At 62.6% G+C, this 21260-nt stretch carries 19 protein-coding genes; 6 read left to right on the top strand and 13 right to left on the bottom strand.

Annotated features, from left to right (window positions below; genetic code table 11):
- Positions 1-233: 233 nt before the first annotated feature.
- Entirely contained in the window at positions 234-881 is a 648-nt protein-coding gene (locus INT40_RS11240; protein WP_193073202.1) for a hypothetical protein, read from the top strand.
- Positions 882-894: 13 nt separating this feature from the next.
- Positions 895-1374, top strand: coding sequence for a hypothetical protein (locus INT40_RS11235; RefSeq protein ID WP_193073204.1), 480 nt, complete (start codon positions 895-897; stop codon positions 1372-1374).
- A gap of 17 nt (positions 1375-1391) precedes the next feature.
- Here INT40_RS11235 and INT40_RS11230 read toward each other — a convergent pair whose 3' ends face one another.
- The gene (locus INT40_RS11230; protein WP_101573600.1) at positions 1392-1835 is read right to left on the bottom strand and encodes an NUDIX hydrolase; all 444 of its coding nucleotides are present in this window, start codon (positions 1833-1835) and stop codon (positions 1392-1394) included.
- Positions 1836-1856: 21 nt separating this feature from the next.
- Positions 1857-2483, bottom strand: coding sequence for a DNA-3-methyladenine glycosylase I (locus tag INT40_RS11225; RefSeq protein WP_193073205.1), 627 nt, complete (start codon positions 2481-2483; stop codon positions 1857-1859).
- A gap of 91 nt (positions 2484-2574) precedes the next feature.
- Between INT40_RS11225 and INT40_RS11220 the strand changes: the two genes are divergently transcribed.
- Entirely contained in the window at positions 2575-3459 is an 885-nt protein-coding gene (locus tag INT40_RS11220; protein ID WP_193073206.1) for an aspartate dehydrogenase domain-containing protein, read from the top strand.
- Between the two features lie 119 nt (positions 3460-3578).
- Here the strand turns inward: INT40_RS11220 and betT are convergent, their stop codons facing one another.
- The 3 genes from betT to INT40_RS11205 all read right to left on the bottom strand — a co-directional run bounded on the left by betT (position 3579) and on the right by INT40_RS11205 (position 8769).
- Positions 3579-5648 carry a choline BCCT transporter BetT gene (gene betT, locus INT40_RS11215; protein WP_101573594.1) on the bottom strand — a complete coding sequence of 690 codons (2070 nt, stop codon included), beginning with the start codon at positions 5646-5648 and terminating at the stop codon, positions 3579-3581.
- Between the two features lie 233 nt (positions 5649-5881).
- Positions 5882-7261 carry a short-chain fatty acid transporter gene (locus INT40_RS11210; RefSeq protein ID WP_193073208.1) on the bottom strand — a complete coding sequence of 460 codons (1380 nt, stop codon included), beginning with the start codon at positions 7259-7261 and terminating at the stop codon, positions 5882-5884.
- Between the two features lie 128 nt (positions 7262-7389).
- Complete coding sequence (locus INT40_RS11205) at positions 7390-8769, bottom strand: NAD-dependent succinate-semialdehyde dehydrogenase (protein WP_193073209.1); 1380 nt, start codon at positions 8767-8769, stop codon at positions 7390-7392.
- Between the two features lie 177 nt (positions 8770-8946).
- Between INT40_RS11205 and INT40_RS11200 the strand changes: the two genes are divergently transcribed.
- The gene (locus tag INT40_RS11200; RefSeq protein WP_101573588.1) at positions 8947-9300 is read left to right on the top strand and encodes a nuclear transport factor 2 family protein; all 354 of its coding nucleotides are present in this window, start codon (positions 8947-8949) and stop codon (positions 9298-9300) included.
- A 62-nt stretch (positions 9301-9362) separates the two neighbouring features.
- Here INT40_RS11200 and INT40_RS11195 read toward each other — a convergent pair whose 3' ends face one another.
- Positions 9363-10301 (bottom strand): 3-hydroxyacyl-CoA dehydrogenase NAD-binding domain-containing protein, encoded by a 939-nt coding sequence (locus tag INT40_RS11195; RefSeq protein ID WP_193073210.1) that lies wholly within the window; start codon positions 10299-10301, stop codon positions 9363-9365.
- Positions 10302-10419: 118 nt separating this feature from the next.
- On the opposite strand from INT40_RS11195, the gene INT40_RS11190 reads away from it, so the two are divergent.
- Positions 10420-11283, top strand: a complete 864-nt coding sequence (locus INT40_RS11190; protein ID WP_193073212.1) for a hypothetical protein — start codon at positions 10420-10422, stop codon at positions 11281-11283.
- 439 nt (positions 11284-11722) lie between these two features.
- Here INT40_RS11190 and INT40_RS11185 read toward each other — a convergent pair whose 3' ends face one another.
- The 7 genes from INT40_RS11185 to INT40_RS11155 all read right to left on the bottom strand — a co-directional run bounded on the left by INT40_RS11185 (position 11723) and on the right by INT40_RS11155 (position 19977).
- Positions 11723-12718 (bottom strand): hypothetical protein, encoded by a 996-nt coding sequence (locus INT40_RS11185; RefSeq protein ID WP_193078526.1) that lies wholly within the window; start codon positions 12716-12718, stop codon positions 11723-11725.
- 427 nt (positions 12719-13145) lie between these two features.
- Entirely contained in the window at positions 13146-14777 is a 1632-nt protein-coding gene (locus tag INT40_RS11180; protein WP_193071274.1) for a long-chain-fatty-acid--CoA ligase, read from the bottom strand.
- A gap of 266 nt (positions 14778-15043) precedes the next feature.
- On the bottom strand, positions 15044-15802 hold the full coding sequence (locus tag INT40_RS11175; protein WP_101574541.1) for an enoyl-CoA hydratase: 759 nt from the start codon (positions 15800-15802) through the stop codon (positions 15044-15046).
- A gap of 247 nt (positions 15803-16049) precedes the next feature.
- Positions 16050-17048: a cytochrome c oxidase assembly protein gene (locus INT40_RS11170; protein WP_226831166.1), complete on the bottom strand. Its 999-nt coding sequence runs from the start codon at positions 17046-17048 to the stop codon at positions 16050-16052.
- Between the two features lie 181 nt (positions 17049-17229).
- Complete coding sequence (locus INT40_RS11165) at positions 17230-17799, bottom strand: GNAT family N-acetyltransferase (RefSeq protein WP_193096077.1); 570 nt, start codon at positions 17797-17799, stop codon at positions 17230-17232.
- Positions 17799-18956 (bottom strand): trans-sulfuration enzyme family protein, encoded by a 1158-nt coding sequence (locus INT40_RS11160; protein ID WP_193096076.1) that lies wholly within the window; start codon positions 18954-18956, stop codon positions 17799-17801. Before INT40_RS11160 ends, INT40_RS11165 begins: the two co-directional genes overlap by 1 nt.
- Before the next feature lie 103 nt (positions 18957-19059).
- Complete coding sequence (locus tag INT40_RS11155; protein WP_193071271.1) at positions 19060-19977, bottom strand: LysR substrate-binding domain-containing protein; 918 nt, start codon at positions 19975-19977, stop codon at positions 19060-19062.
- Positions 19978-20063: 86 nt separating this feature from the next.
- Here INT40_RS11155 and INT40_RS11150 point away from each other — a divergent pair, with 86 nt between their 5' ends.
- Positions 20064-21152, top strand: a complete 1089-nt coding sequence (locus INT40_RS11150; RefSeq protein WP_101574545.1) for a YeiH family protein — start codon at positions 20064-20066, stop codon at positions 21150-21152.
- Positions 21153-21260 lie beyond the last annotated feature (108 nt).

The following is a 21260-nucleotide window of genomic DNA, read 5'->3' as shown; positions in this document are numbered from 1 at the left end:
TAGCGACTCGCCTTGTTTGAAATTCATCGGCCTACACTCTCGTTTGCGAAGAGCCAGTTTTCTCAGCAATAGCTCAATCAGCACCGCGACTATTCCGCGAAGACATTATGGTCGATTGTCACCACAGTTCTCTATTCCCGAGGCGATGATCCGTTTCACTGCCCGCGGACGAATTCAAACAGCACCCAATGACACATAAACATTCGCATTCAACATTCGTTTGGAGAATACTTATGCGCGCATCGAGATGGCGGACACCCTTGGCTGTGACAGCCGCCGCCTGCATTCTGGGAACCACTTTGCTGCCTGGCCCCGCCGTGGCAGACGAATACGCAGACGGTGTGCCGACGGTCGTCGACATTCGTCCGCGGGCCGTTGCCACCACCGATTTCATCACCGACAACGACGCCGTGACCATCACGGCCACAGGTTTCCTGCCAGGTGAGGAGGTCCAACTCGACATCGTCTCCACACCGCCGGGAGTCGAAGCCATCCACGACCGAAGACGAGCTCGCGCAGATGGAACCGTCGCGTTTGCAATAGGCGGTTCACCTGGCAGACCGATCAACACCTATGCGGGCGGCTACCAGGCGGAGGTCACGTCGGAGCAGAGCATGGACGAGGAGCACCTGAGTGAATCGTTCTCGGTCCTGCCCGTCATCCCCGCCAGCGGCGCCGATACCGGTGCTGGCACCGGCGGAGCCACGACCCGGATGGGAAGCATCGGACCTTTCGCCAGAAACGGACTTCAAGTCTCGCCGAGTCCGGGCCTCTCGGTCGTCGGCGTCGGCCTGAGCTTACTCACCCTCATCTTCACCTCAGCGGCGACAGGAGTCGTGGCACGAAGGACCCAGAAATCGGCGACCGATGACCGACAGTAAGGACAGACAACGCATGACTCTTCCAGAGCAGATGATCCGAATCGAACTCCTCAACTCACGGATCACGCGAACCAATGCTCTCTACGCTCGCTTCTACGGACCGCTGTGCCTGCTGGTCATCTCACTGACATTCTTCCCCTACTACGAATCGGAATCTGGCAGCTCGATCAACTATGGAAACCTATGGCAGGAGGTAGCTCGGCTTGGACCCGGCTACGACCTGATGGCGTTGCTGGTCGTCCTCCTGACAGCATTGCTGCTGGCTCTCGCCGCGGCGGGAAAACTGTCGACGAGTGGTCTGATCGCGATACTGGTGGGGTCGATCCTGGTCGCTTCCACGCTCTTGCAGTCCCCCGGATACGTTGACCCTCCACCCTATACGGACTTCGGTGTCTTCAGCATCGTCCTCGGCTTCCTCATATCCGGCCTGGTGCTGGGACATGCCGTCCACCTGTTCGTCCTCGAATTGGCGTTCCAACGCCGAGGTGTCTGAGCTTCACCACGATATCCTCACCGTGTGAGCAGGCCTCGTTCTGCAAGAGCGGGAACGACCTGCAGACGAGTCAGCGGAGCGAACTGCCGTTCAGAAGTGTCTGCCGGCATCGGGTCGTAGGGAAACCACGCGGCCTCCGCGATTTCGGCCTGGTGGTTGATGCAATCGACGTTGAGTTCAGCGGGCAGGCCTTCGTAGCAGAACACGTCCCCGATCACCTGATGATCAGCTTCATTGGCGGCATCTGCGGCGAAGGTGCCCAGCGGGAAGAGGTGGTCGGCCTCCAGGACGAGGCCGAGCTCCTCGCTGATCTCCCTGATGATCGTCGCCTCGGCACTCTCACCGACTTCAGGCTTGCCACCAGGAAGCATGAACGACGATGTCCCCTCCTTGCGCACCATGAGCAGAAACGGTTCGTACGGGTGCAGCAGGACGAGTGCACTGACTCGGATATCGTTCATTCCAGCCTTTCATCGGCTTCGTCAGTCGTTCCAGATTCCGGACGCACCTCGGCGATGGGATCCGAGGACGTGCGTGTCAACCATACCGATCGCTTCCATGAGCGCGTACATGGTGGTCGGCCCCACGAACCGGAATCCCTTCTTCTTCAGGGCTTTCGACAGCGCCAGGGACTCGGGGCTCGTTGTGGGCACATCCCTCAGACTGTGGGGACGCGGCGTGGTCTCAGGCTGGAAGCTCCAGATGAAATCGCCGAGGCCACCGTCATCGCGCATCGCCAATGTTGCCTTGGCATTGCCGATGCAAGCTTCGATCTTGCCGCGGTGTCGGATGATTCCGGGATCGTCGAGCAGGGCTTCGATCTCGGACTCGCCGAACTTCGCCACCGCCTCGGCGTCGAAGTGTCTGAATACCTCGCGGAAGCGGTCGCGCTTCTTCAGGATCGTCAGCCACGACAATCCAGCTTGGAAGCCTTCGAGGCTCAGTCTCTCGAACATCCCGGACTCGTCACGGACGGGCATGCCCCATTCGGTGTCGTAATAGTCAAGCAGCAGCGGATTGCCGTAGGCCCACGGCGTTCGGGCGATCCCATCGTCGCCGACCACTGCATCGTCAGCGGTTGGCCCATCGCCGGCAGTCGCCTCTGTCATCGATACTCCTTCCTCGCCTCGCCCATCCACACCTTTACGGTACCCCGAGGCACTGACAGTGCATGTCCATGGCGATGTGTACCCTGATCTCATGAGACCAGAGGCGGAAGTGACAACGGTGGCGATGATCGGGTTCGGGGCGATCGGACGACACGTCTCGCGCCTGCTGAGCCCCGAGATCTCGAGCGGACGTCTGAGGCTGACCGCCCTGGTCCGGAACCTCGACAAGCACGCCGAGCATCGTGATCTGGGCGCCGATCTGATTCAGGTTGAGAATCCCGAGGATCCGCGCTGGGCTGATCTCGCTCCCGCTGCTGTGGTCGAATGTGCAGGTGTTCCAGCCGCTGAAACTTATGGTCCGGCCGTGGTGGATGCCGGCATTCCGTTCGTCCTCACCAGTGTCGGTGCCCTTGCCGATCGGCCGACCAGGCGCTCACTGCTGGCCGGGCCGGGTGACCTGCATGTGACGAACGGGGCGATCGGTGGGCTCGACGTCCTCGAAGCAGCCGCCCAGGCGCAGGCCCTGGAGACGGTCTCCATCACGACGTCGAAGGCTCCTGGCGGCCTGATCCAATCCTGGATGCCTGCCGAGGAAGTTCGCCGGCTGACGGAACTGACCCCCGAAGATGGGCCGTCGACGATCTTCACCGGCTCCCCCGCCGAGGCGATTGTGAAGTTCCCCGCCAACGTCAACATCACCGTGGCGCTTGCCTGGGCAACACGGGGGCTCGGATTTGATGCGGACGCCGACGACGAACTCATGGAGACGGCACTGCGCCGGACGTGTGTGGAGATCCGTGCGGATCCCCGCCAGAAGGATTCCCATCATGAGATCACTGCGACGGGAGAAGCAGGAGACTTCGCGTTCTCCATCTCGTCGACCCCGAGCCCGGAGAACCCGGCAACCAGCGGCCTCACCGCAATCTCCGTCACTCGCACCCTGCGGGCCTGTCTGGAGGGCCTCAGACGGCGTTGAGCCCGGCACCTGCCTGTGGTCAGGCAAGCACCGGGCTCAGCGAAACAGTCGCCTGTTTCATACGGACGTCAGACGAACGCCTGCGTCAGACGAGGGTCAAAGTCAGTCGTCGATCTAGATCAATCGTCGTGGTTGAGGATGTTCTCCTGCAGCTGCAGGAACTCCACGTGGCGACCGTACTTGTCGAGGACGTCATCGATGATCTGTTCCTTCGAATAGCCCATGATGTCGTAGCCCTGTCCGGTTCCGCCATCGAGATAGACCTCCATCCGGTAGTAGTCCTCCGTGCCACGCGGGACGCGCCCACCGAACGAGGGCACACTGACCTTGTGAGGCCAGATCTGGTAGCGGAACGGATACCGCCCCTCACCGTCGACTTCGAGCTGGATGAGTTCGCCGTCGTCGACGAACTGTCCTTCTGAGTCGACGCGTCCGCAACGGGCCGTGATACCACGTTCGGCCATCTCCGCCGCAACCTCTTCCAAGGTGGGTGTCAGGACTTCGCGTTCGAACGCGCGTGTCTTGCTGCCGCTGGGGAAGGACAGGACACGACCCAACTGACGCTGCCAGGGCTCATGTTTGTCGCCCGAGCGAGAACGTCGGGCAAGAGATCCCGGCAGGCTCTGGTCGGCGCTGTCGACACGATGGGCTTCTACCCGCAATGCCTTGTAGAGGCCGATCATGACGAGGATGACGACGAACGCGAAGGGCAGGCCCATGACGACCGTTGCATTCTGCAGTGCACCCACTCCGCCGACGATGAGCATGGCGATCGTCAGCGCACCGGTGGCCAGAGCCCAGAAGATGCGCAGTCCCGGACGACCGTCGTCCTGCGGCGTCGGCAGACGTGAGGAGAGATTTGCCATGACGAGTGACGCGGAGTCAGCTGTGGTGACGTAGAACAGCAGCGCCGTGATCGTTGCGAGCGCGGCGATGACGAAGAATCCCGGGTAGTTCGAGAGCAGCTCATAGAACCCACCTTCGGGGTTGAGCATCGTCTTCTCACCGAACTCCTTATCACCATTGCGGATCAAGTCGAGAGCAGAGTTTCCATAGATCGAGATCCACATGAAGATGTAGATGAACGGAATCGTCAGGGTACCGAGGACGAACTGGCGGATCGTACGTCCGCGCGAGATTCGTGCAAGGAAGAGCCCGACGAATGAGGCGAAGGCGATCCACCAGGCCCAGAAGAACAGAGTCCAATCCGTCATCCATGTTCCGGTGTCTTCGAAGGCGAATGTCTGACCCGCCATGTTCGGGAACATTCTGATGAAGTCGAAGACGTTGAGGACCAACGCGTTGAGCAGGAACTGGGTGTTACCTGCGATGAGGACCCAGAGGCTCAGAGCCACTGCGAGGAAGACGTTGAGGATCGAGAGGAACTTAATTCCCTTGTCCACGCCTGACACTGCCGAGAGTGTGGCCACTGCGACACCGACGACGACGATGCCGACCTGCGAGCCCACACCGATCGGGATGCCGAAGACGGTGTTGAGACCGACATTGACCATGACCACGCCGATGCCCAACGAGGTGGCCACACCGAAGACGGTGCCCAACAGTGCAGCAATGTCGACGGTGTCGCCGAGAGCTCCTTCGACACGTTTGCCGAAGATCGGAGCAAGTGCCGACCGAATCGCCAGTGGCATGTTCATCCGGTACGCGAAGTAGGCCAGGGCGATGCCCATGAGGGCGTAGAGACCCCAACCGCTGATGCCGTAGTGGAACAGGGTCCACACTGTAGCTTCGCGCGCCGCGTCAACGGATTCCGGCTGTGTGCTCGGCGGTGCCAGATACTGGGTGACCGGTTCGGCGACGGCGAAGAACATCAGGTCGGTACTGATGCCGGCGGCAAAGAGCATCGAGGCCCACGCCAGCAGCCCGTATTCGGGCTTCGAATGCTCGGGGCCGAGTTTCGTATTGCCGTACTTCGAGGCCGCCAAGTAGATGACGAAGACGAGGACAGCGGCGACGAGGAGGACGTAGAACCAGCCGAACCAGTCAGAGGTCCAACCGACCACGGCGCCGAGCACAGCCTCGGCGTTCGTCGGGGCGAAGAAAGCCCAGAGAGTGATGGCCAGGGTGCCAAGGGCGGCCGCGATGAAAACCGGCTTATTCACCGGAGGCAGCACGGCCTTCACCCCCGTCTTCGGCCTCTCTTCGGACTTGTCCACTGTGGCCGTCATCTGCTCACTCCTTCAGCGGACGATACCTCGCCCACATCGATTTCCGTGTTTCGGCGCACCGGAATCACCGGTGACAGCCAACCATGTAGGCTACCATATCGTAACCGTCGGTAACCGGATAGGGGGCTGACAGCGACTTCGCCGGGGACCTTGGCACCAGCCCTACGCCGGACCGCCTCAATCACATCACTATTCGCACCTCTTCGCTCACGTCCTATCGCCCTAGCCTCACCTCACAAAGAGACGAGGAATAGAGCCAGAGCCATGACCACACCGGAACCGAGGAAGGTCACCGAGGTGTAGCCGAGGATGTCACGCATCTTCAGTCCCGCGATGGCCAGGACCGGCAGAGCCCAGAAGGGCTGCAGCATGTTCGTCCACTGATCGCCGTAGGAGACCGCCATGATCGCAATCGAGGGATCGACTCCCAGCTGATTGGCTGCGTCGAGCATGATCGGTCCCTGGACGGCGAACTGCCCGCCGCCCGACGGGACGAAGAAGTTGACGAGGCCGGCTGAGAGCAGCGCGAGGACGCCGAAGGTCGACGGGTTCGCGATCGAAACGAGGGCGTCGGAGAACACTGCGATAAGGCCGGTGCCGGACATGATGCCCAGAATTCCTGCGTAGAGGGGGAACTGGAGCAGGATCTCACCGACGTTCGAGGCGGCTTCCTTCGTCAGGTGGATGAGTTCGAAGGGGTTCTTCACGAGCAGGAAGATGAGCGCAAGGAAGGACCAGTTGACGATGTCCAGCGTCAGTCCCCCGCCCTGGGCGAAGTGGATGATCAGGTAGATCACGAGTGCCAGACCGACGACGAGGGTGAGGATCCGCGAGGCGTCGATGCGGTCGGCCGGAGTCACGACCTCCTCGTCGATGGTCGATCTGGATTCCGAGGTGATCGCCTCGGGCAGCTCGTAGACGGGTGCGCCCTTCTTCGGCGCGATGAGAAAGAAGAGGGCACCACAGACCACAATGACGCCGAGGATGGCGAGCAGATTCCATGTGGAGAAGATGGTCTCGCTGACGGGGACGACCTCACCGCCCAGGGATTCTGCCAAGAAGGAATCGGGTGTCGCGGCTGTCAGCGGGCCCGAACCGGAGTAGCCCATGTGCCAGACAACGAAGCCGGAGTAGCCGGCGGCCACGAGCAGCGGGAAATGGACCTTGATGCCGCGGCTGCGCGCCTGGACGGCTATCTCTCGCGCCAGCAGTGCACCGACGACGAGGCCGAGGCCCCACGTGATGAGGCTGGCGATCGCTGCCACGAGGAAGACGAAGACATAGGCGAAGGCCGGGCTGCCGGGGACCCTGGCCAGCCATGTCAGCAGCTTCTGGACGGGACCGGTGTTCGCCAGGATGTGGCCCAGCAGCAGGATGAGACACATCTGGGTCATGAACTCGAGGAGTCCTGCCAGTCCCTCACCCCAGCCGGTGACGACCTCGACCGGGCTGGCTCCGGTGAGGATGAACGCCAGGACGGCGACGATGAGCGTGAGAACGATGGCGAACGTCAGCGCTGACGGAATCCACTGTTCGAGGAAGCGGTTGATCGGACGCATGAATCCTTTTGAGGCCGCTGCGTTGACCTGTGTCGACGGCTTCGATGCCGGCATGAGATCCTCCTACTGAGAAAAGACTGAGTATGACCTCAGCATACAATCAGGGCGTTGACTGCTTGTGCGGTCAACGCCCTGAGAGCAGAAAGACGACTCTGCCGACGCGGTGCGTCGAGAGCTCAGTCTCAGTTCTTCGTGAACACCAACTGCTTGTTGACGAACTCGTCCATGGCCAATGGCCCCAGCTCACGGCCGACGCCGGAACGCTTCACACCACCGAAGGGCAGGTACTCACGGCTGCCTTCGGGGGCGTTGAGGAAGACCATGCCGGAGTCGATCTGGGAACCGACGCGCTCTGCCCGCTCCAGGTCTGTGGAGAATACAGCCGCACCGAGGCCGAACGGGGTGTCATTGGCCATTTCGACAGCCTCTTCCTCACTGCTGACCTTGTAGACGATGACGGCGGGACCGAAGAGCTCTTCATAGTAGCCGCGCATGCCCTTCTCCACATCGGCGAGGACGACGGGTTCGACATAGGCGCCGCCACCGTCGTAGCGTCTGCCGCCGGCGAGCAGAGTGGCGCCGTCCTTGACCGTGTCCTGAACCTGCTCGATGAAGCGATCGGCGGCCGCGGTCGATGACAGCGGGGACAGGCGGGAGCCTTCATCACCGGGCTGCTCGGGCGTGAACTTCTTGGCCGCCTCGGTGATCGAAGTCAGGAACTCGTCGTAGACATCATCCATGACGATCATGCGCTTGGGCGAGTTGCAGGCCTGACCGGTGTTGCCCATGCGGGTCTTGAAGAAGATGTTCGCGCTCTTCGCCACATCAGGAGTGTCGAGGAGGATGTAGGGATCGGATCCACCAAGCTCGAGGACGACCTTCTTGAGGTTCTTACCGGCTTCGGCGGCCACAGCAGCACCAGCACGTTCGGACCCGGTCAGGGACACTCCATGGTTGCGTGGGTCAGGGAGGATGAGATCCGCGACCTGCTCGTTGCTGGCGTAGATGTTGATGTAGGCGCCCTCGGGAAGACCTGCTTCGATGAAGATCTCTTCCATGATCTGAGCCGAGCGGGGACACTGCGGAGCATGTTTGAGCAGGATCGTGTTGCCCAACGCCAAGTTGGGCGCTGCGAAGCGTGCGACCTGGTAGTAGGGGAAGTTCCAGGGCATGATTCCCAGCAGTGACCCGACCGGCTTGCGGCGGATCATCGCGGTTCCGTCTTCGGGTCCGCGCAGGGGCTCATCGGCCATGAAAGCTTCGGCATTGTCGGCGAAGTAGCGGTAGATTGCGGAGCTCAGTCCGACCTCGCCCTTGCCTTCGGGGACGGCCTTGCCCATTTCCAGCTGGATGACCTGCGCCAGCTCTTCAGCCCGCTCCGCGTAGATTTCGGAGACTCGAACGAGGATCGCAGCGCGATCGGCCACGCTGGTCTGACTCCATTCGGTGAAGGTCGTCGCGGACCGGTCAAGGGCGGCCAGGATCTCTGAGTCGGTGGCGGTGGCGAACTCTTCGGCGACCTCTCCGGTTGCCGGGTTGGTCACGCGATACATGGTGGACATGTCGAGCCTCATTTCTGCGGGGGTTATTGACCTCAATCCAACGGCCCGGAACCGACGATCAGGCACCAGACGACGAATGGATTCATCTCCCACGCTATGGCCCAATCACCTCGGCGGCAATTCCCCATCCCACCCCTTGAGCTCAAACTCGAATGTGATCGCTGTTACTGTGTTGCCATGGACAGTGTGACTGAACTCGTGAAGCGCTACTACTCCACCGTCGACGCCGGAGATGCGGGTGCCACCTCAGCCCTCTTCGCGGCCGAAGGTCACTACGATCGGCCCGGATACCCGACCATGATCGGAACGCAGATCACCGACTTCTACCACGGTGAGCGCGTCATCGAGTCGGGCGCGCATTCGCTGGCTGAGATCCTCGTCGACGGCGACCGCGCTTCCAGCCGCGGCGTCTTCACCGGCCGTCTCAAGGACGGCACGCAGACCTCCGTGGGCTTCGCCGACTTCTTCCTCTTCGACACCGAGGGCCTCATCGCCGAACGCACCACCTACTTCTACCAAGCCGCGGTGTAGCCAGCCGTCTCACTCCGGAGAGTAGCGGCACCTCACTGCCACCTCGCTTCAGTGAGCGCGTCTCACTCCTCTTGTGACTGCGTGCCACTCTGGCGACGTGCCTCGAGCACGGAGCGCTGAGCTCGGTCCCTCGCCTCGGCGGCGGCTCGGCTCGGCGTCTGGCCATAGGCTTCTTCGACCTGTGCATAGACATCGGCCATCCCGTCATCGCTGAGGTCGAGTGGAAGCTCGCCGATTTCAGCGAATGATGTGCCGATGTGGTCCATGAAACCGCGGATCCCTGCATCTCCCCCTCCGAGGTGCATCGCCTCGAACTGCCCCACCGCGGACCAGCGCAAGCCCAGAGAATTCTTCATCACCGCATCCAGGTCAGGTGCTGAGATGACACCGTTCTCCACCAGTGAGATCGCCTCCTTCATCAGCGCGTTCTGCAGCCGGTTGCCGACGAAGCCGCGAACTTCCCGGTTCAGAGCCACGGGTTCACGTCCGCAGCTGCGGTAGAACTCGAGGGTCCGTTCAACGGTGTCCGGACTGGTCGCCGGTGCCGGGACCACCTCGACGAGCGGCATGAGATGAGGCGGGTTGAACGGATGCCCGACGATGACCCGGGCCGCGGCTTCCGCCGGTAAGTGCCGTGCGATCAACGATGCGGGGATGGTCGACGAGGAGGTCGCGAAGACCGCGTCGTCCGGGGCGGCAGCAGCGATCTGGGCGAACAGCTGCGGCTTGGCCTGCGGATTCTCGGGCCCCGATTCCTGCACGAACGAGGCCTCGGCCACGGCTGCCTCGACGGATTCGGCGAGGCTGACGGACCCGACTTCGGAGGCGAGCATATTCTCGGCGGCAGCGTCGGCACTGACGTCGGCCTGCAACTCGGTGACCACCTCGGCGAGGTCTGGCCTGGGGTCGAAGACCCGCACCGGATAACCGGATCGGGCGAACAGCCAAGCGAAGGAACGGCCGATTGTTCCGGCCCCGATGACAGCAACACTGAAGCTCATGGCTTCAGGTTATACCTGCCTGCTGCTCTCGGTCTCCACCCGTCTGCACCAGCACCGATGCCTCAGATATCGACGTTGCAGTACATTCAGAAGCCGAGTTCGGTGGCACAATGTCACCATGACACCGCGCGAAGGATTGACAACAGTGGACTCGGAGATCATTGCCCTGGCCGAGGACGAATACGCGGCAGCAGCAGACGCCGCGCGGATCGAGGTGCGTGAGATCCACACCGCCGCCGAGGCTGCCGAAGCCGCCCTGCTGCTCGACGAAGTGTGGAGCGTCGACGAGACGGGCACCAATGTCCTCGAACCCGGGCTCATCGTGGCCTTCGCCCATGCGGGCAACTATGTCTCTGCCGCCTACAGCCTCGACGAGCCCGACGAGATGATCGGGGTGACGATCGGCTTCTTCGGCCAACCGCTGGGAACCGTGATGCATTCGCATATCGCCGGTGTGCGGCATCAGGTCATCGGCCGCGGCGCGGGCTCGGCGATGAAGCTGCATCAGCGCCTGTGGTGTCTCAACCTCGGCATCACGGAGATGACCTGGACCTTCGATCCGCTGGTGGCACGCAACGCCTACTTCAACTTCCAGCGTCTGGGCGTTGGAATGGTCGAATACCTTGAGGACTTCTACGGGCAGATGCGCGACGGCGTCAACGCCGGTCAAGCCAGTGACCGCATGGTCGTATCCTGGCCGCTGGACAAGCCTGCCCGGGCCACCCTCGCCGAGGCGGACGACGCCTTCGAGTGCCTGCGCAGTGACGATAGCGGCGAACCTGTGGTGGCTGAAGTGCCCAAGGAAGCTTCACTGGTCTCCCTCGACTTCCCCTCCGACATCGAGACGCTGCGCGGCCAAGACGCTGAACTTGCTTCGCGCTGGCGGGAAGCCCTGCGCGATTCGCTGACAGCTCTCGTCGCCGACGGCTGGGCCCTCGACACCTGCCTCAAGGGCGGAACCTACCTGCTCCACCATCCCTGAGCGGCGCCTGCCCTCGCCTCACCAGCCTTCAGCTCATCCCGCCCAGCCCTGAGCCTGCACCTGCCTCACCAATTCTGAGCCTGCACCTGCGCCCCAGCCCTGAGCCGGCACCTGCGCCCCCAGCCCTGAGCCGCGCGGGTAGGGTCTGGCGCGGCGTTCAATTACCCGACAACGGCGGAGGACCGCCCGTGCACCAGCCGCAGCAAAGCAGCTTCGCTGAGCCGCCGCACGCACCCCGAAACTCGGGTACCGCGCTGACACTCGCCCGACTTACCGAAAAACGCCTCGGGCACCCGGCTGCTTCCCCGAGAAACGGGTGTCGCTCTGAGACATCTATGTGCACAACCGGTATTGGGGAGAGGCACCGTGTTGCGGTGCAGCGTTGCATCAGATCTCGACTGGCTTGGCCCGCATTGGCCCCCTCGCTTGAGCGGAGGTTCTAGCCGACTCGTTGAGCCAAAGTCCGCCGCTGATGCTTGATCATCAATGAGTCGATGCAGTTTTTGATCGCGGTGAAGTTTCCTGGGCGGAATAGGTCACCGAATGTCAGATTGAAGACTTGGTATCCGGCATTGAGAAGATTCATGTTGCGCTGATGGTTCTGTTTTGCAGCTTCATCGGGACCGTCAGGGTGGAGATAGTACTTCCCCACTCCGTGGACCTCAACCACGACTGGAACCGTATCGTGTTGGAAGTCATTGCGCCCAATGAGCTTACCCGTGGCGGACCGAACATCAACCTGGGGAACCATCCCGGTGATCCCGTGTCTGTGGAACTTGACTGCACAAAATGACTCGGACGGCGCTTCGTAGGCAGCGCCTGAGAGTTCCAACGCCACGTGCGCCCGCCGCAGGCCACGCCTCCCGTTCTTCAGATACCGGCGAATATCATCGGCGCTCACCCCGCGATCTCTCATCGACTGTGAAATCAGGGGAACCGAGACTTCAAGACTGTGATCGAGAGCGACGTCTGCGAGCGTGCGGGTCAAAGTGGTGATCGGATAGCTGAGACCCTCAGCGACATCAGAAACTTCAAGCTTTCGCGAGTACACGAACATGCCAGGATAGTTCCGAGTGACTGTGTTCCTGGATACCTCTACTTTCTTCGTCCCAGTGATAACCGGATCAAGACCGTGAAGGAGCGCCGCAGACACATGAGAGAAGACATCGCCAGGCAGCAGGCTTCCACGTCGAGTCGATATCTGCAGCCGCAGCCGCTCGATCTCGTCTCTGATGTCTCCGTGAAATGTCGGGAACGTGACCCCGGGCTCAGATGAAAATGGCTCGAGCACAGCATGATGCTCTTGATCACATCGGCCCCTCAGGACGAAGTAACCCCGTCGCACCTTGTACAGACAACAGCCGATAGCCTCAGCCAAATGCTGTCGCGGCATGTCGAGCTCGAACAGTTGTTTGGTTGTCAGCACCCGGAACATTCCATCATTATGCCCTCAGTCGCCATCAAACACAATGAAACACCATCTATCGGCACCTAGATAGCTCATGCGTTACTGCTTGCATGCTAAATACAAGTGCGAGTGAAATGCAGGAGCGTGGATGAGACACGGGCCGCGCGCTGAGAAACTGGCCCGCCACCTTTACCCAGGACGCTGACTTGATCCAATAACTGTCACATAACAGCCTGACACAGAGGGTGCTCAACCGAGTTTCAGTTGAGCACCCGCGTTTCGAGGAAGGGGAGCAGCACAGCACCTGAGCTACAGGGGAGAGCCGGCCACGACCTCCGCGAGCCGGCCCGGGCCAGGCGGCTCAGCCGGCCGCGGTCTGCCCAGGCCCACTGTGCGCAGGCCTGCCCAGGCCCACTGTGCGCAGACCTGCGCAGACCAGACTAGGCTGCTGGGCCTACTTCTCTTCCCAGTTCTTGCGGAGCAGCTTCTTGTCGAGCTTCCCCACCGAGGTGCGCGGCATCTCCTCGACGACGTTGACCTCATCTGGCATCTGCCACTTGGCGAAGCGCTCACTGAGAGTTTCGATGATGGACTCGCGGGTCACCTCGGCGCCGTCATTGGCAACGACATAGGCAATCGGCCGCTCATCCCACTTCTCATCAGGGACTCCGATGACGGCTGCTTCCTTGACGTTGGGGCTGTCGAGGATCGCGTTCTCCATATCGATCGAGGAGATCCACTCGCCGCCGGACTTGATGACGTCCTTGAGGCGGTCGGTGATCTTGAGGTAGCCGTAGGCATCGATGACACCGACGTCACCCGAACGCCACCAGCCGTCGATGAACCGGTCCGCGTTGTCGGGCAGCTGGAAGTAGGACTCCGTGATCCAGGGACCGCGCATGACGATCTCGCCTACGGACTTCCCATCGCGAGGCATCTCCTGGCCGGTCGGGTCGACGATCTTGAGATCGACGCCAATGATCGGCAGGCCCTGGTAGCGTTTGAGGTCCCATTTCTCCTCATCACTGAGATTCATGCCGGACTTGATGCGCCAGTTCGTGGTCGCCAGCGGAGTGGTTTCGGTGGCACCGTATCCGTGGATCACCTCGGCGCCGGTGATCTCCTTGAAACCGCGCATCATCGACAGCGGCGGCTCGGAGGATCCCGAGACCAGGCGGACGCCGCTGAGGTCGGGCGGGGTCGGCATATTCTTCATCATCGCCAGCATCGGCGTGAAGATCGCGGGAGCGCCGTTGGCCAGCGTCACCTTCTCTTCAATGAAGGCCTGGCCGATGGCGCCGAACTCTTCGACGGCGAATTTACCTGGCAGGACGAGCTTTGCGCCAGCAGCCACCGCGTTCTGCGGGAAGCCCCAGGAGAGCACGTGGAACATCGGGGTGATAGGCATGACGCAATCGTCGAAGGTCGCATTGAGTGCGGCCAGTCCGCCCATCGTGTGCAGGTAGATCGAGCGGTGGGAATAGTAGACACCCTTGGGTCGACCTGTAGTTCCGGTCGTGTAGCCGGCATAGGCCGCTGTCTTCTCGTCGACAACAGGCCATTCATAGGTCTCCGGCTTGTCGGCGATGAGATCTTCGTAGAAGACGACGTTCTCTAAGGAAGTCTCGATCTCCGAGGCGGGCTTGTCGGTCATGATGACCCACCCCTTGACGTCGAGCTTCGGTGCGAGCGACTCGGCGACGTGGAGGAGTGACTCGTCGACGAAGATCCAGTCGGACTTCGAGTGGCTGACCACGTAGGCGAGGTCCTCGGGAGCCAGACGCAGGTTGAGCTGGAGCATGGTTGCGGCCACGCCGGGGACCGAGAAGTACAGCTCGAGGTGGCGGCGAGAGTTCCAGTCGATGACGCCGACCATGGAGCCTGCGCCCACTCCAAGCTCGCCCAGACCATGGGCGAGCTGAGCCATCCGCTTGTATTCGTCGGCGTAGTTCGAGCGACCCCAGGACCCGTCAGACCGACGATAGACGACCTCTGATTCGCCGAAGAAGGTCGCGGCATGCCGGATCAGGGTGGTGGTGTTGAGCTGGTAGCTGTCTCCGAGTGTGGATGGAATGCCTGTAAGCATGAGACTCCTTTGATCATGGTGGTCGTACCGGGGTGTCGCGATCGTGGTGGGACCCAGAGCTTGCGCAGTTGTCGAAGCTGCACGGTTCGCGTCATGGTGTGCAGTCGGAACACGTTGACGCCTGGGTCGTTTTCATCGTCAGAATATCCCGGCAGGTGATGCGGTTCACAATTTGCACCGCAACGTTACCAATTAGAAACTAACGGACGCCGAGGTGCGGGCCCGCCCTGTTTGCCGAGTCGGGCCCGTCCGATGCGACAGTCCGGCTATTCGCCGGTGAAGTTCGGTCCGCGCTTTTCGATGAAGGCCGCGACCCCTTCGGCAAAGTCATTACTGGCCCGCAACGCTGTCTGACCCGTGAGCTCCTGGTCGAATGCATCGTCGAGTTCAGTCAGCGTCGCCGCGTTGATGGCTCCCTTCGAAGCGGCGAAAGCGAGGGGTGCGCCCTGAGCCCATTGTGCTGCGATCTCCTGTGCCCGGCTCAGGTGCTCGCCCGCGAGCGTGACCTCGCTGGACAGGCCCCAATCGAGTGCTTCCTTGGCCCAGACCTTCTGTGCCGTCAGCGCCATCTTCATGGCTCGATGCCGACCCGCCGAGGCTGCGACGAGTGCCGTCGCCCCTCCATCGGGCATGAGCCCGATCTTAGTGAAGGCCAACATCAGGTACGACTCTTCGCTCATCACGGTGTAGTCGCAGGCCAGAGCCAGGGAGCAGCCGATGCCGGCTGCGGGACCGGAGACCGCGGCGATGGTCGGTATCGGCAGATCGATGATCGATCGGATGATGGAGTTGGCCCGGTCGAGGCCAAGCCCTCCGCCCTGCACAGACCCCTGCAGATCGGCACCTGAACTGAAGGACCGGTCATTGCCGGTGATGATGAGCACACGGGCTGTGGTGGCTGCCGCAGCGACGGCGTCCCCGATGCCCTCCATAGCCTCCTCGGTCAGCGCGTTGAGACTTTCGGGGCGATTGATCGTGACAGTGACGACCCCATCGTTCAGGTCGGTGAGAACACTCGAGGTCAAAGCGACTCCTCTATGTTGGCGTTGGATGTCTGATCTCTCATCCAACTTTAACGTACGTTAAGTTGATCTGGGTCACACCGCTCGGAAGTACTCTTGGAAGCGAGCAGGCGCGCTTTCCCGTCAAGCAGCGCACTTGCCGCCGTGCCACGGGCCACCCTGCGCTCGCGGTCACCGCACCACGGGTCTCACGCCGTGCCACGGGCCACGTTGCACCCCGGGCCACTGTGGTCCTGCCAGTTCATGGTGGTCACACTCTGCGGTGCCGGCTGTGCTGGTCTGCCTCAGACAGCGAAGCCAAATAGGCGTTGTAATTCCGCAGCTGGGCGTCACCGTCCCTGGCAGCTTGGCGGTCGAGACGACGACTTAGTCGCGCATCAGATCTCTGCCACTTGAACACCAGCACGCCGAGCATGATCAACGTCGGAATCTCCGTGAACGCCCACGCGATGCCGCCTCCGAGGAACTGGTCCTTCAACGGATCGATGCCCCACATCGGCATTTTGTAGAAGCTCGTGAGCAATGTCGTCGACATCATCACGACAATCCCGAAGAATGCGTGGAACGGGATGGTGGCCACAATCTCGAAGACCTGCACGACGGTGGGATCGATGCGAACCTGGCGCTTACTGCTCGTTCGCGGTGAGGGATCGATACCGAAGATGTTCCAGAAGTAGAGCATCCCGATGGCCACGAAGTGGATGAACATCAGGTTGTGTCCCCACATCGTCGACATCAACCAGTCGAAGACGGGGGTGAAATACAGACCGTACAAGCTCATCAGGAACAACACGGTTGTCACGACCGGGTTGGTCAGTACGCGCAGAGGAGGACTGTGGACGATTGCGAGGATCACTCGACGCGCATTCCATCGCCCCGATCCGGCCGGCAGGACACGCAGCATCAGTGTGATCGGCGCACCCAGGACCAACAGGATGGGACTGAGCATCGACAGAATCATGTGCTGAATCATGTGCATGCTGAACAGCGCCATGCCATAGCCATTCAATGCTGTGCCATCGACGAGGATCACGGTGGCGATACCCAAGGTCCACCAGATGGTTCGCGAGATCGGCCAGGGCACTCCTCGCCGATGGAGCAGCCAAACACAGATGAGATACGCCAGCAGGCCGAGCGTCGCGAGGATGACGATGATGGGGATCGGCTGCGGGTGCCATTCGGTGACCCGTGACAGCGTCGGCGGGAGCGTCGGATGCCACATCGTCCCGCTCATCTGGTGCTCATGCATGCGCGCCCTCTCCTCGATCAAATTCTACGTACCGTAGAAAATTGGCTCGAGGCCCACCGTACGCTGGTTGTGCCGCTTCGTCACCCGGAGATCTCCACCCTCGCCGAGGCGCTTGTCCGGACCCAGCGGCCCGTTCAGGTGTACGGCCCGTCCAGGCAGTCCAGTCAGCCCAGTGGCGTGCTCAGATCAGCGCGGCCGCCAGCTGACTCCCCGTCAGATCCCGGTCGGCGAAGACCAGTCGCATAGCCCGCGGATCGGGGTTACCGGCATCAGGTGCTCGATGCCGCAAGGTCAGACCCACCTTCTCCGCGACTCTCCGTGAGGCCGCATTATGTTCGAGCAGGTAGGCGATGACCGGCAGTTCCGGCTTGAGCTCCTGGGCCCGAGCAACGGCCAGGCGTGAGACCTCGCTGGCGTAGCCGCGGCCCTGAACTTCGGGGCGGAAGCGGTAGCCGAGGTTCCAATAGGCTTCGATCCGATCGGGATCCCACTCATCGGCCATGGGTCTGCGCCTCACGCCGCAGCCGCAGGTCCCCAGCACCGGGCCATCCTCCGATTCGCGCACAATCCACGCACCGAGCCCGTCGATCTCCCAATCAGCGATGCAAGCTAACAGATACGCCTCGGCTTCCGCCCGCCTGACCATCCGACCGCTGGGAAAATGCGTCCAGACACGGGGGTCGCTGTGGATTTCGAAGACCTCATCCAGGTCCTGAAGTCCTGGACGGTCGAGAACGAAGGGAGCAGCCATCAAGCGCTGTGAGCCGTGCGCAGGGCCGCGTCGAGGTCGCTCCACAGATCATCGACGTGCTCGATGCCCACGCTCAGACGCAGCAGCCCATCGGGAACCGATTCCGGCTCCGAGGCATTGCGCCGACGACGTTCGATGAGGGACTCCACTCCGCCCAGGGACGTGGCAGGAGTCCACACCCGGACCGCCTCGGCGACGGCTGTGGCCTGTTCCGGCGTCTGGGTGCAGAAGGCAACGATCGCACCGAATCCCGACATCTGTGCCGCCGCACGCTCATGCCCGGGGTCCTCGGGCAGACCCGGGTAGCGGGTTTCGACGACGCTGGGGTGCGAGCTCAGACGCTTCGCGATCACCGCGGCATTGGCCTGGGCGCGCTCCATGCGCACCGACAAGGTGCGCAGACCACGCAGCGCCAACCAGACCTCGAAGGGCCCGGCGATTGCCCCGCGCAGTGAGCGTTCGCGATGAAGTCGCTGGTGCAGCTCTTCGTTGCTGGTCAGCGCTGCACCGAGGACGACATCCGAGTGTCCGGCGAGGTATTTGGTGACCGAGTGGACGACGACGTCCGCACCCAGATCGAGCGGCGTCTGCAGCAGCGGGGTCGAAAAGGTGTTGTCCACGATGGTCAGGATGCCGCGCTCGCGCGCAGCGGAGATGAGTGCGGGTGTGTCTGCGACTTCGAGCATCGGGTTGGTCGGAGATTCGATCCACAGCACCGCCGAGGCGGCAGCAACCTCGTCGAGTGCCGTCACGACGGCCGCGGTGTCGGCGATGTCGACGGTGACGAGCGTGAATCCGCTGCGCTCGGCGACTTCGCCCGCGGACTCCAGCGACCCCTGGTAGCAGTGCCGGGGCATGAGCAGAGTGCCCTCGCGCGGGACCAGGCTGAGGGCAGCGGCGATCGCGGCCAGCCCCGAGCCGAAGACCAGTCCGGGCAACGCAGCATGTTCGAGTTCAGCTAATGCCTCCTCGAACGGAGTCCACGCCGGGGTCGAGAACCGACCGTAGACATAGGCGGACTGATCGATCTCACCGCTGCCGACGAAGGTCGAGGACAGTTCGATGGGAGGGTTCACCGACGACCCGGTCGAGCGTTGAGGACGACCCGCCTCGACGAGGACGGTCTCTGGTGCGTGGGACGAATCTGGAGAGGTCATCGTCCCAATATATGTCGCGTGCCGACCACTCCGCACTGACGTCTCAGTGGTGTGACTGACGCCTCAGCGGTCATTCGGAGGCCTCAGTCACACCGCTGATGCCTCAGCCGCGTACACGCACCATGTGCTCCAGCAGTGCCCTGGCTCCTGTTGAGAGTCGGCGCCTAGGCGACCACACCGCGTGCAGTTCACGGTCGAGGGCGACCCCGGACTGCACCGGCAGCGGCACCAGGCGTCGGGCCCGGAAGTCATCGCGCAGAGCCAGCTCGGAGAGCACAACGGGTGCGACACCGGTGGCAGCTGCGATCTTCAGCGCCGAGTTCGACCCGTACTCGCCCGCCACACGTGCCCCACCGAAGCGAGCCAATGCGGAGTCAAGGACCTCCCGTGTTCCCGAACCGACCTCTCTGACCAGCAGCGGAACCTCGGCCAACGCCTCAGCGGCGATCGGGGCCGTCCACGCATCGGCGAAGGCGGGTGCGGCGGCGATCATAAGACGGTCATGGCCGACCACCTCGGCGGGGAAATCCTTGGGCAGGGACACAGACTCGATGAGGCCGAGGTCGCAACGCTGCTCACGGACGGCAGCGATGACCGCGGCCGAGTTCTCGACCGCCAGTCCCACGTCGATATCGGGATGGGAGGAAGTGAACGTCGTCAGATAGCGGGGCAGAAGGTATTCGGCCACGGTCAGCGAGGCGGAGACCCGAACAGTGCCAGCCCGCGCATCCTGGATGGCGCGGGTGCCGGCGTTGAGATCGGCATAGGCATCGATGACCTTCGAGGCCCATTGGGCCACGGCATGACCTTCGGCGGTGAGCTGGGTGCCCTGCGGCGAGCGCACGAGCAGCGGCACCTTGAGATCTCTTTCCAGGTGGCGCAGGCTGCGTGAGGCATTCGGCTGCGCAAGGCCCATCGCCTCGGCGGCCTGCCCAATGGACTGGGCGCTCGCGCTCAGAGTCACCAGCAGCCCCAGCGCCGGGAGCTCGGGCCAGTCCTGCATTCTGCTGAGATCCTGCATGCCCCAATACTGCCATATCAGCGCCATATGGGTCGGTCGAACAATGCCGGCTACCGAAACCTCTGAGTGCTTGACAGACTGAACTTATGAAACGCATTGTCAGCCTCCTCCCAGGCTTGGGAGTCGCCGCAGTCGCCACCGCGATCGCGTGGCCCATCTCAATGGTGGCCCCCATTCTCTCCCCGCTCCTCGTCGCCATCGTCCTGGGGATCATCGTCGGCAACGTCCTCCCCGAACTGCCGCAGACCTTCCAACCCGGCCTCGCCTTCGCGGCCAAGCCCCTCCTGCGTCTGGGCATCGTCGCCCTCGGCGCACAGGTCGTCCTCGGCGACATCCTTGACCTCGGCTGGCTGGTCCTCGTGCTCGCCGCGGTCGTCGTCGCCGTCGGCATCATCTCCGGACTGCTGCTGGCACGTCCGTTCCGCGTCGATTCGAGTCTTGCGCTGCTCATCGGCTGCGGGTTCGGCATCTGCGGGGCCGCCGCGGTCGCCGGGGTCGAGTCGACGCTGAAGGCGAAGAAGGAGGACGTGGCCGCGGCGATCGGTCTCGTGGTCCTCTTCGGCACCCTGATGATCGCTGTGATCCCCTCGCTGAGCGCCGCCTTCGGTCTGGCCCAGGACACCGCCGGCATGTGGGGCGGGGCGTCCACCCACGAGGTCGCGCAGGTCGTCGCGATCGGCGGCATCATCGGCCCCGCGGCTCTGCAAGTCGCCGTCCTCGTCAAGCTCTCCCGCGTCATCATGCTCGCCCCGACCGTCGCCGTGTTCAGCTTGGTGATGCGCCGCAACGAGAGCCGGGAGCGGGCTCTGGTGACTTCCCCCGCCGAGGTGGCCTCGCAGTCCTCGTCGGACGCTGAGTCATCCTCGGATGCCCAGTCGCCTTCGGGTGGCCTGCCCGCTGCACCTGCGGCGAAGCGCCCGCCCATCATTCCCCTCTTCGTTCTCGGATTCCTCCTCATGGCGGGCCTGCGCACCTTCGGCCTGCTGCCTGACGTTGCGGTCTCCGGCCTGGGCTGGATCCAGACCGTGTGCCTGGCCATGGCGATGTTCGCCCTGGGGCGCGGAGTCCAGTGGCGTTCACTGCGCAACCTCGGCGCAGGTCCGATCGGCCTAGCCGCGGTGACGACTCTCATCGTCGCGGTGATCAGCCTCGGCGGCGCCGTCCTCCTGACCTGAGGTAATGAGCGCGGTACTGGTCTGAGGCTCTCACCTTGGTCCTGATCTGAGCTCCTGAGCGCACACATGCTGGAAGCACCTTCTGCAGGCTGCCCGTCCTGGCTACGA

Origin of the sequence: Brevibacterium sp. FME17 (assembly GCF_014897515.1) — a bacterium.
GTDB lineage: Bacteria > Actinomycetota > Actinomycetes > Actinomycetales > Brevibacteriaceae > Brevibacterium.
The sequence above is the reverse complement of the archived record's forward strand: the minus strand, read 5'-3'. Positions and strand labels throughout refer to the sequence as shown.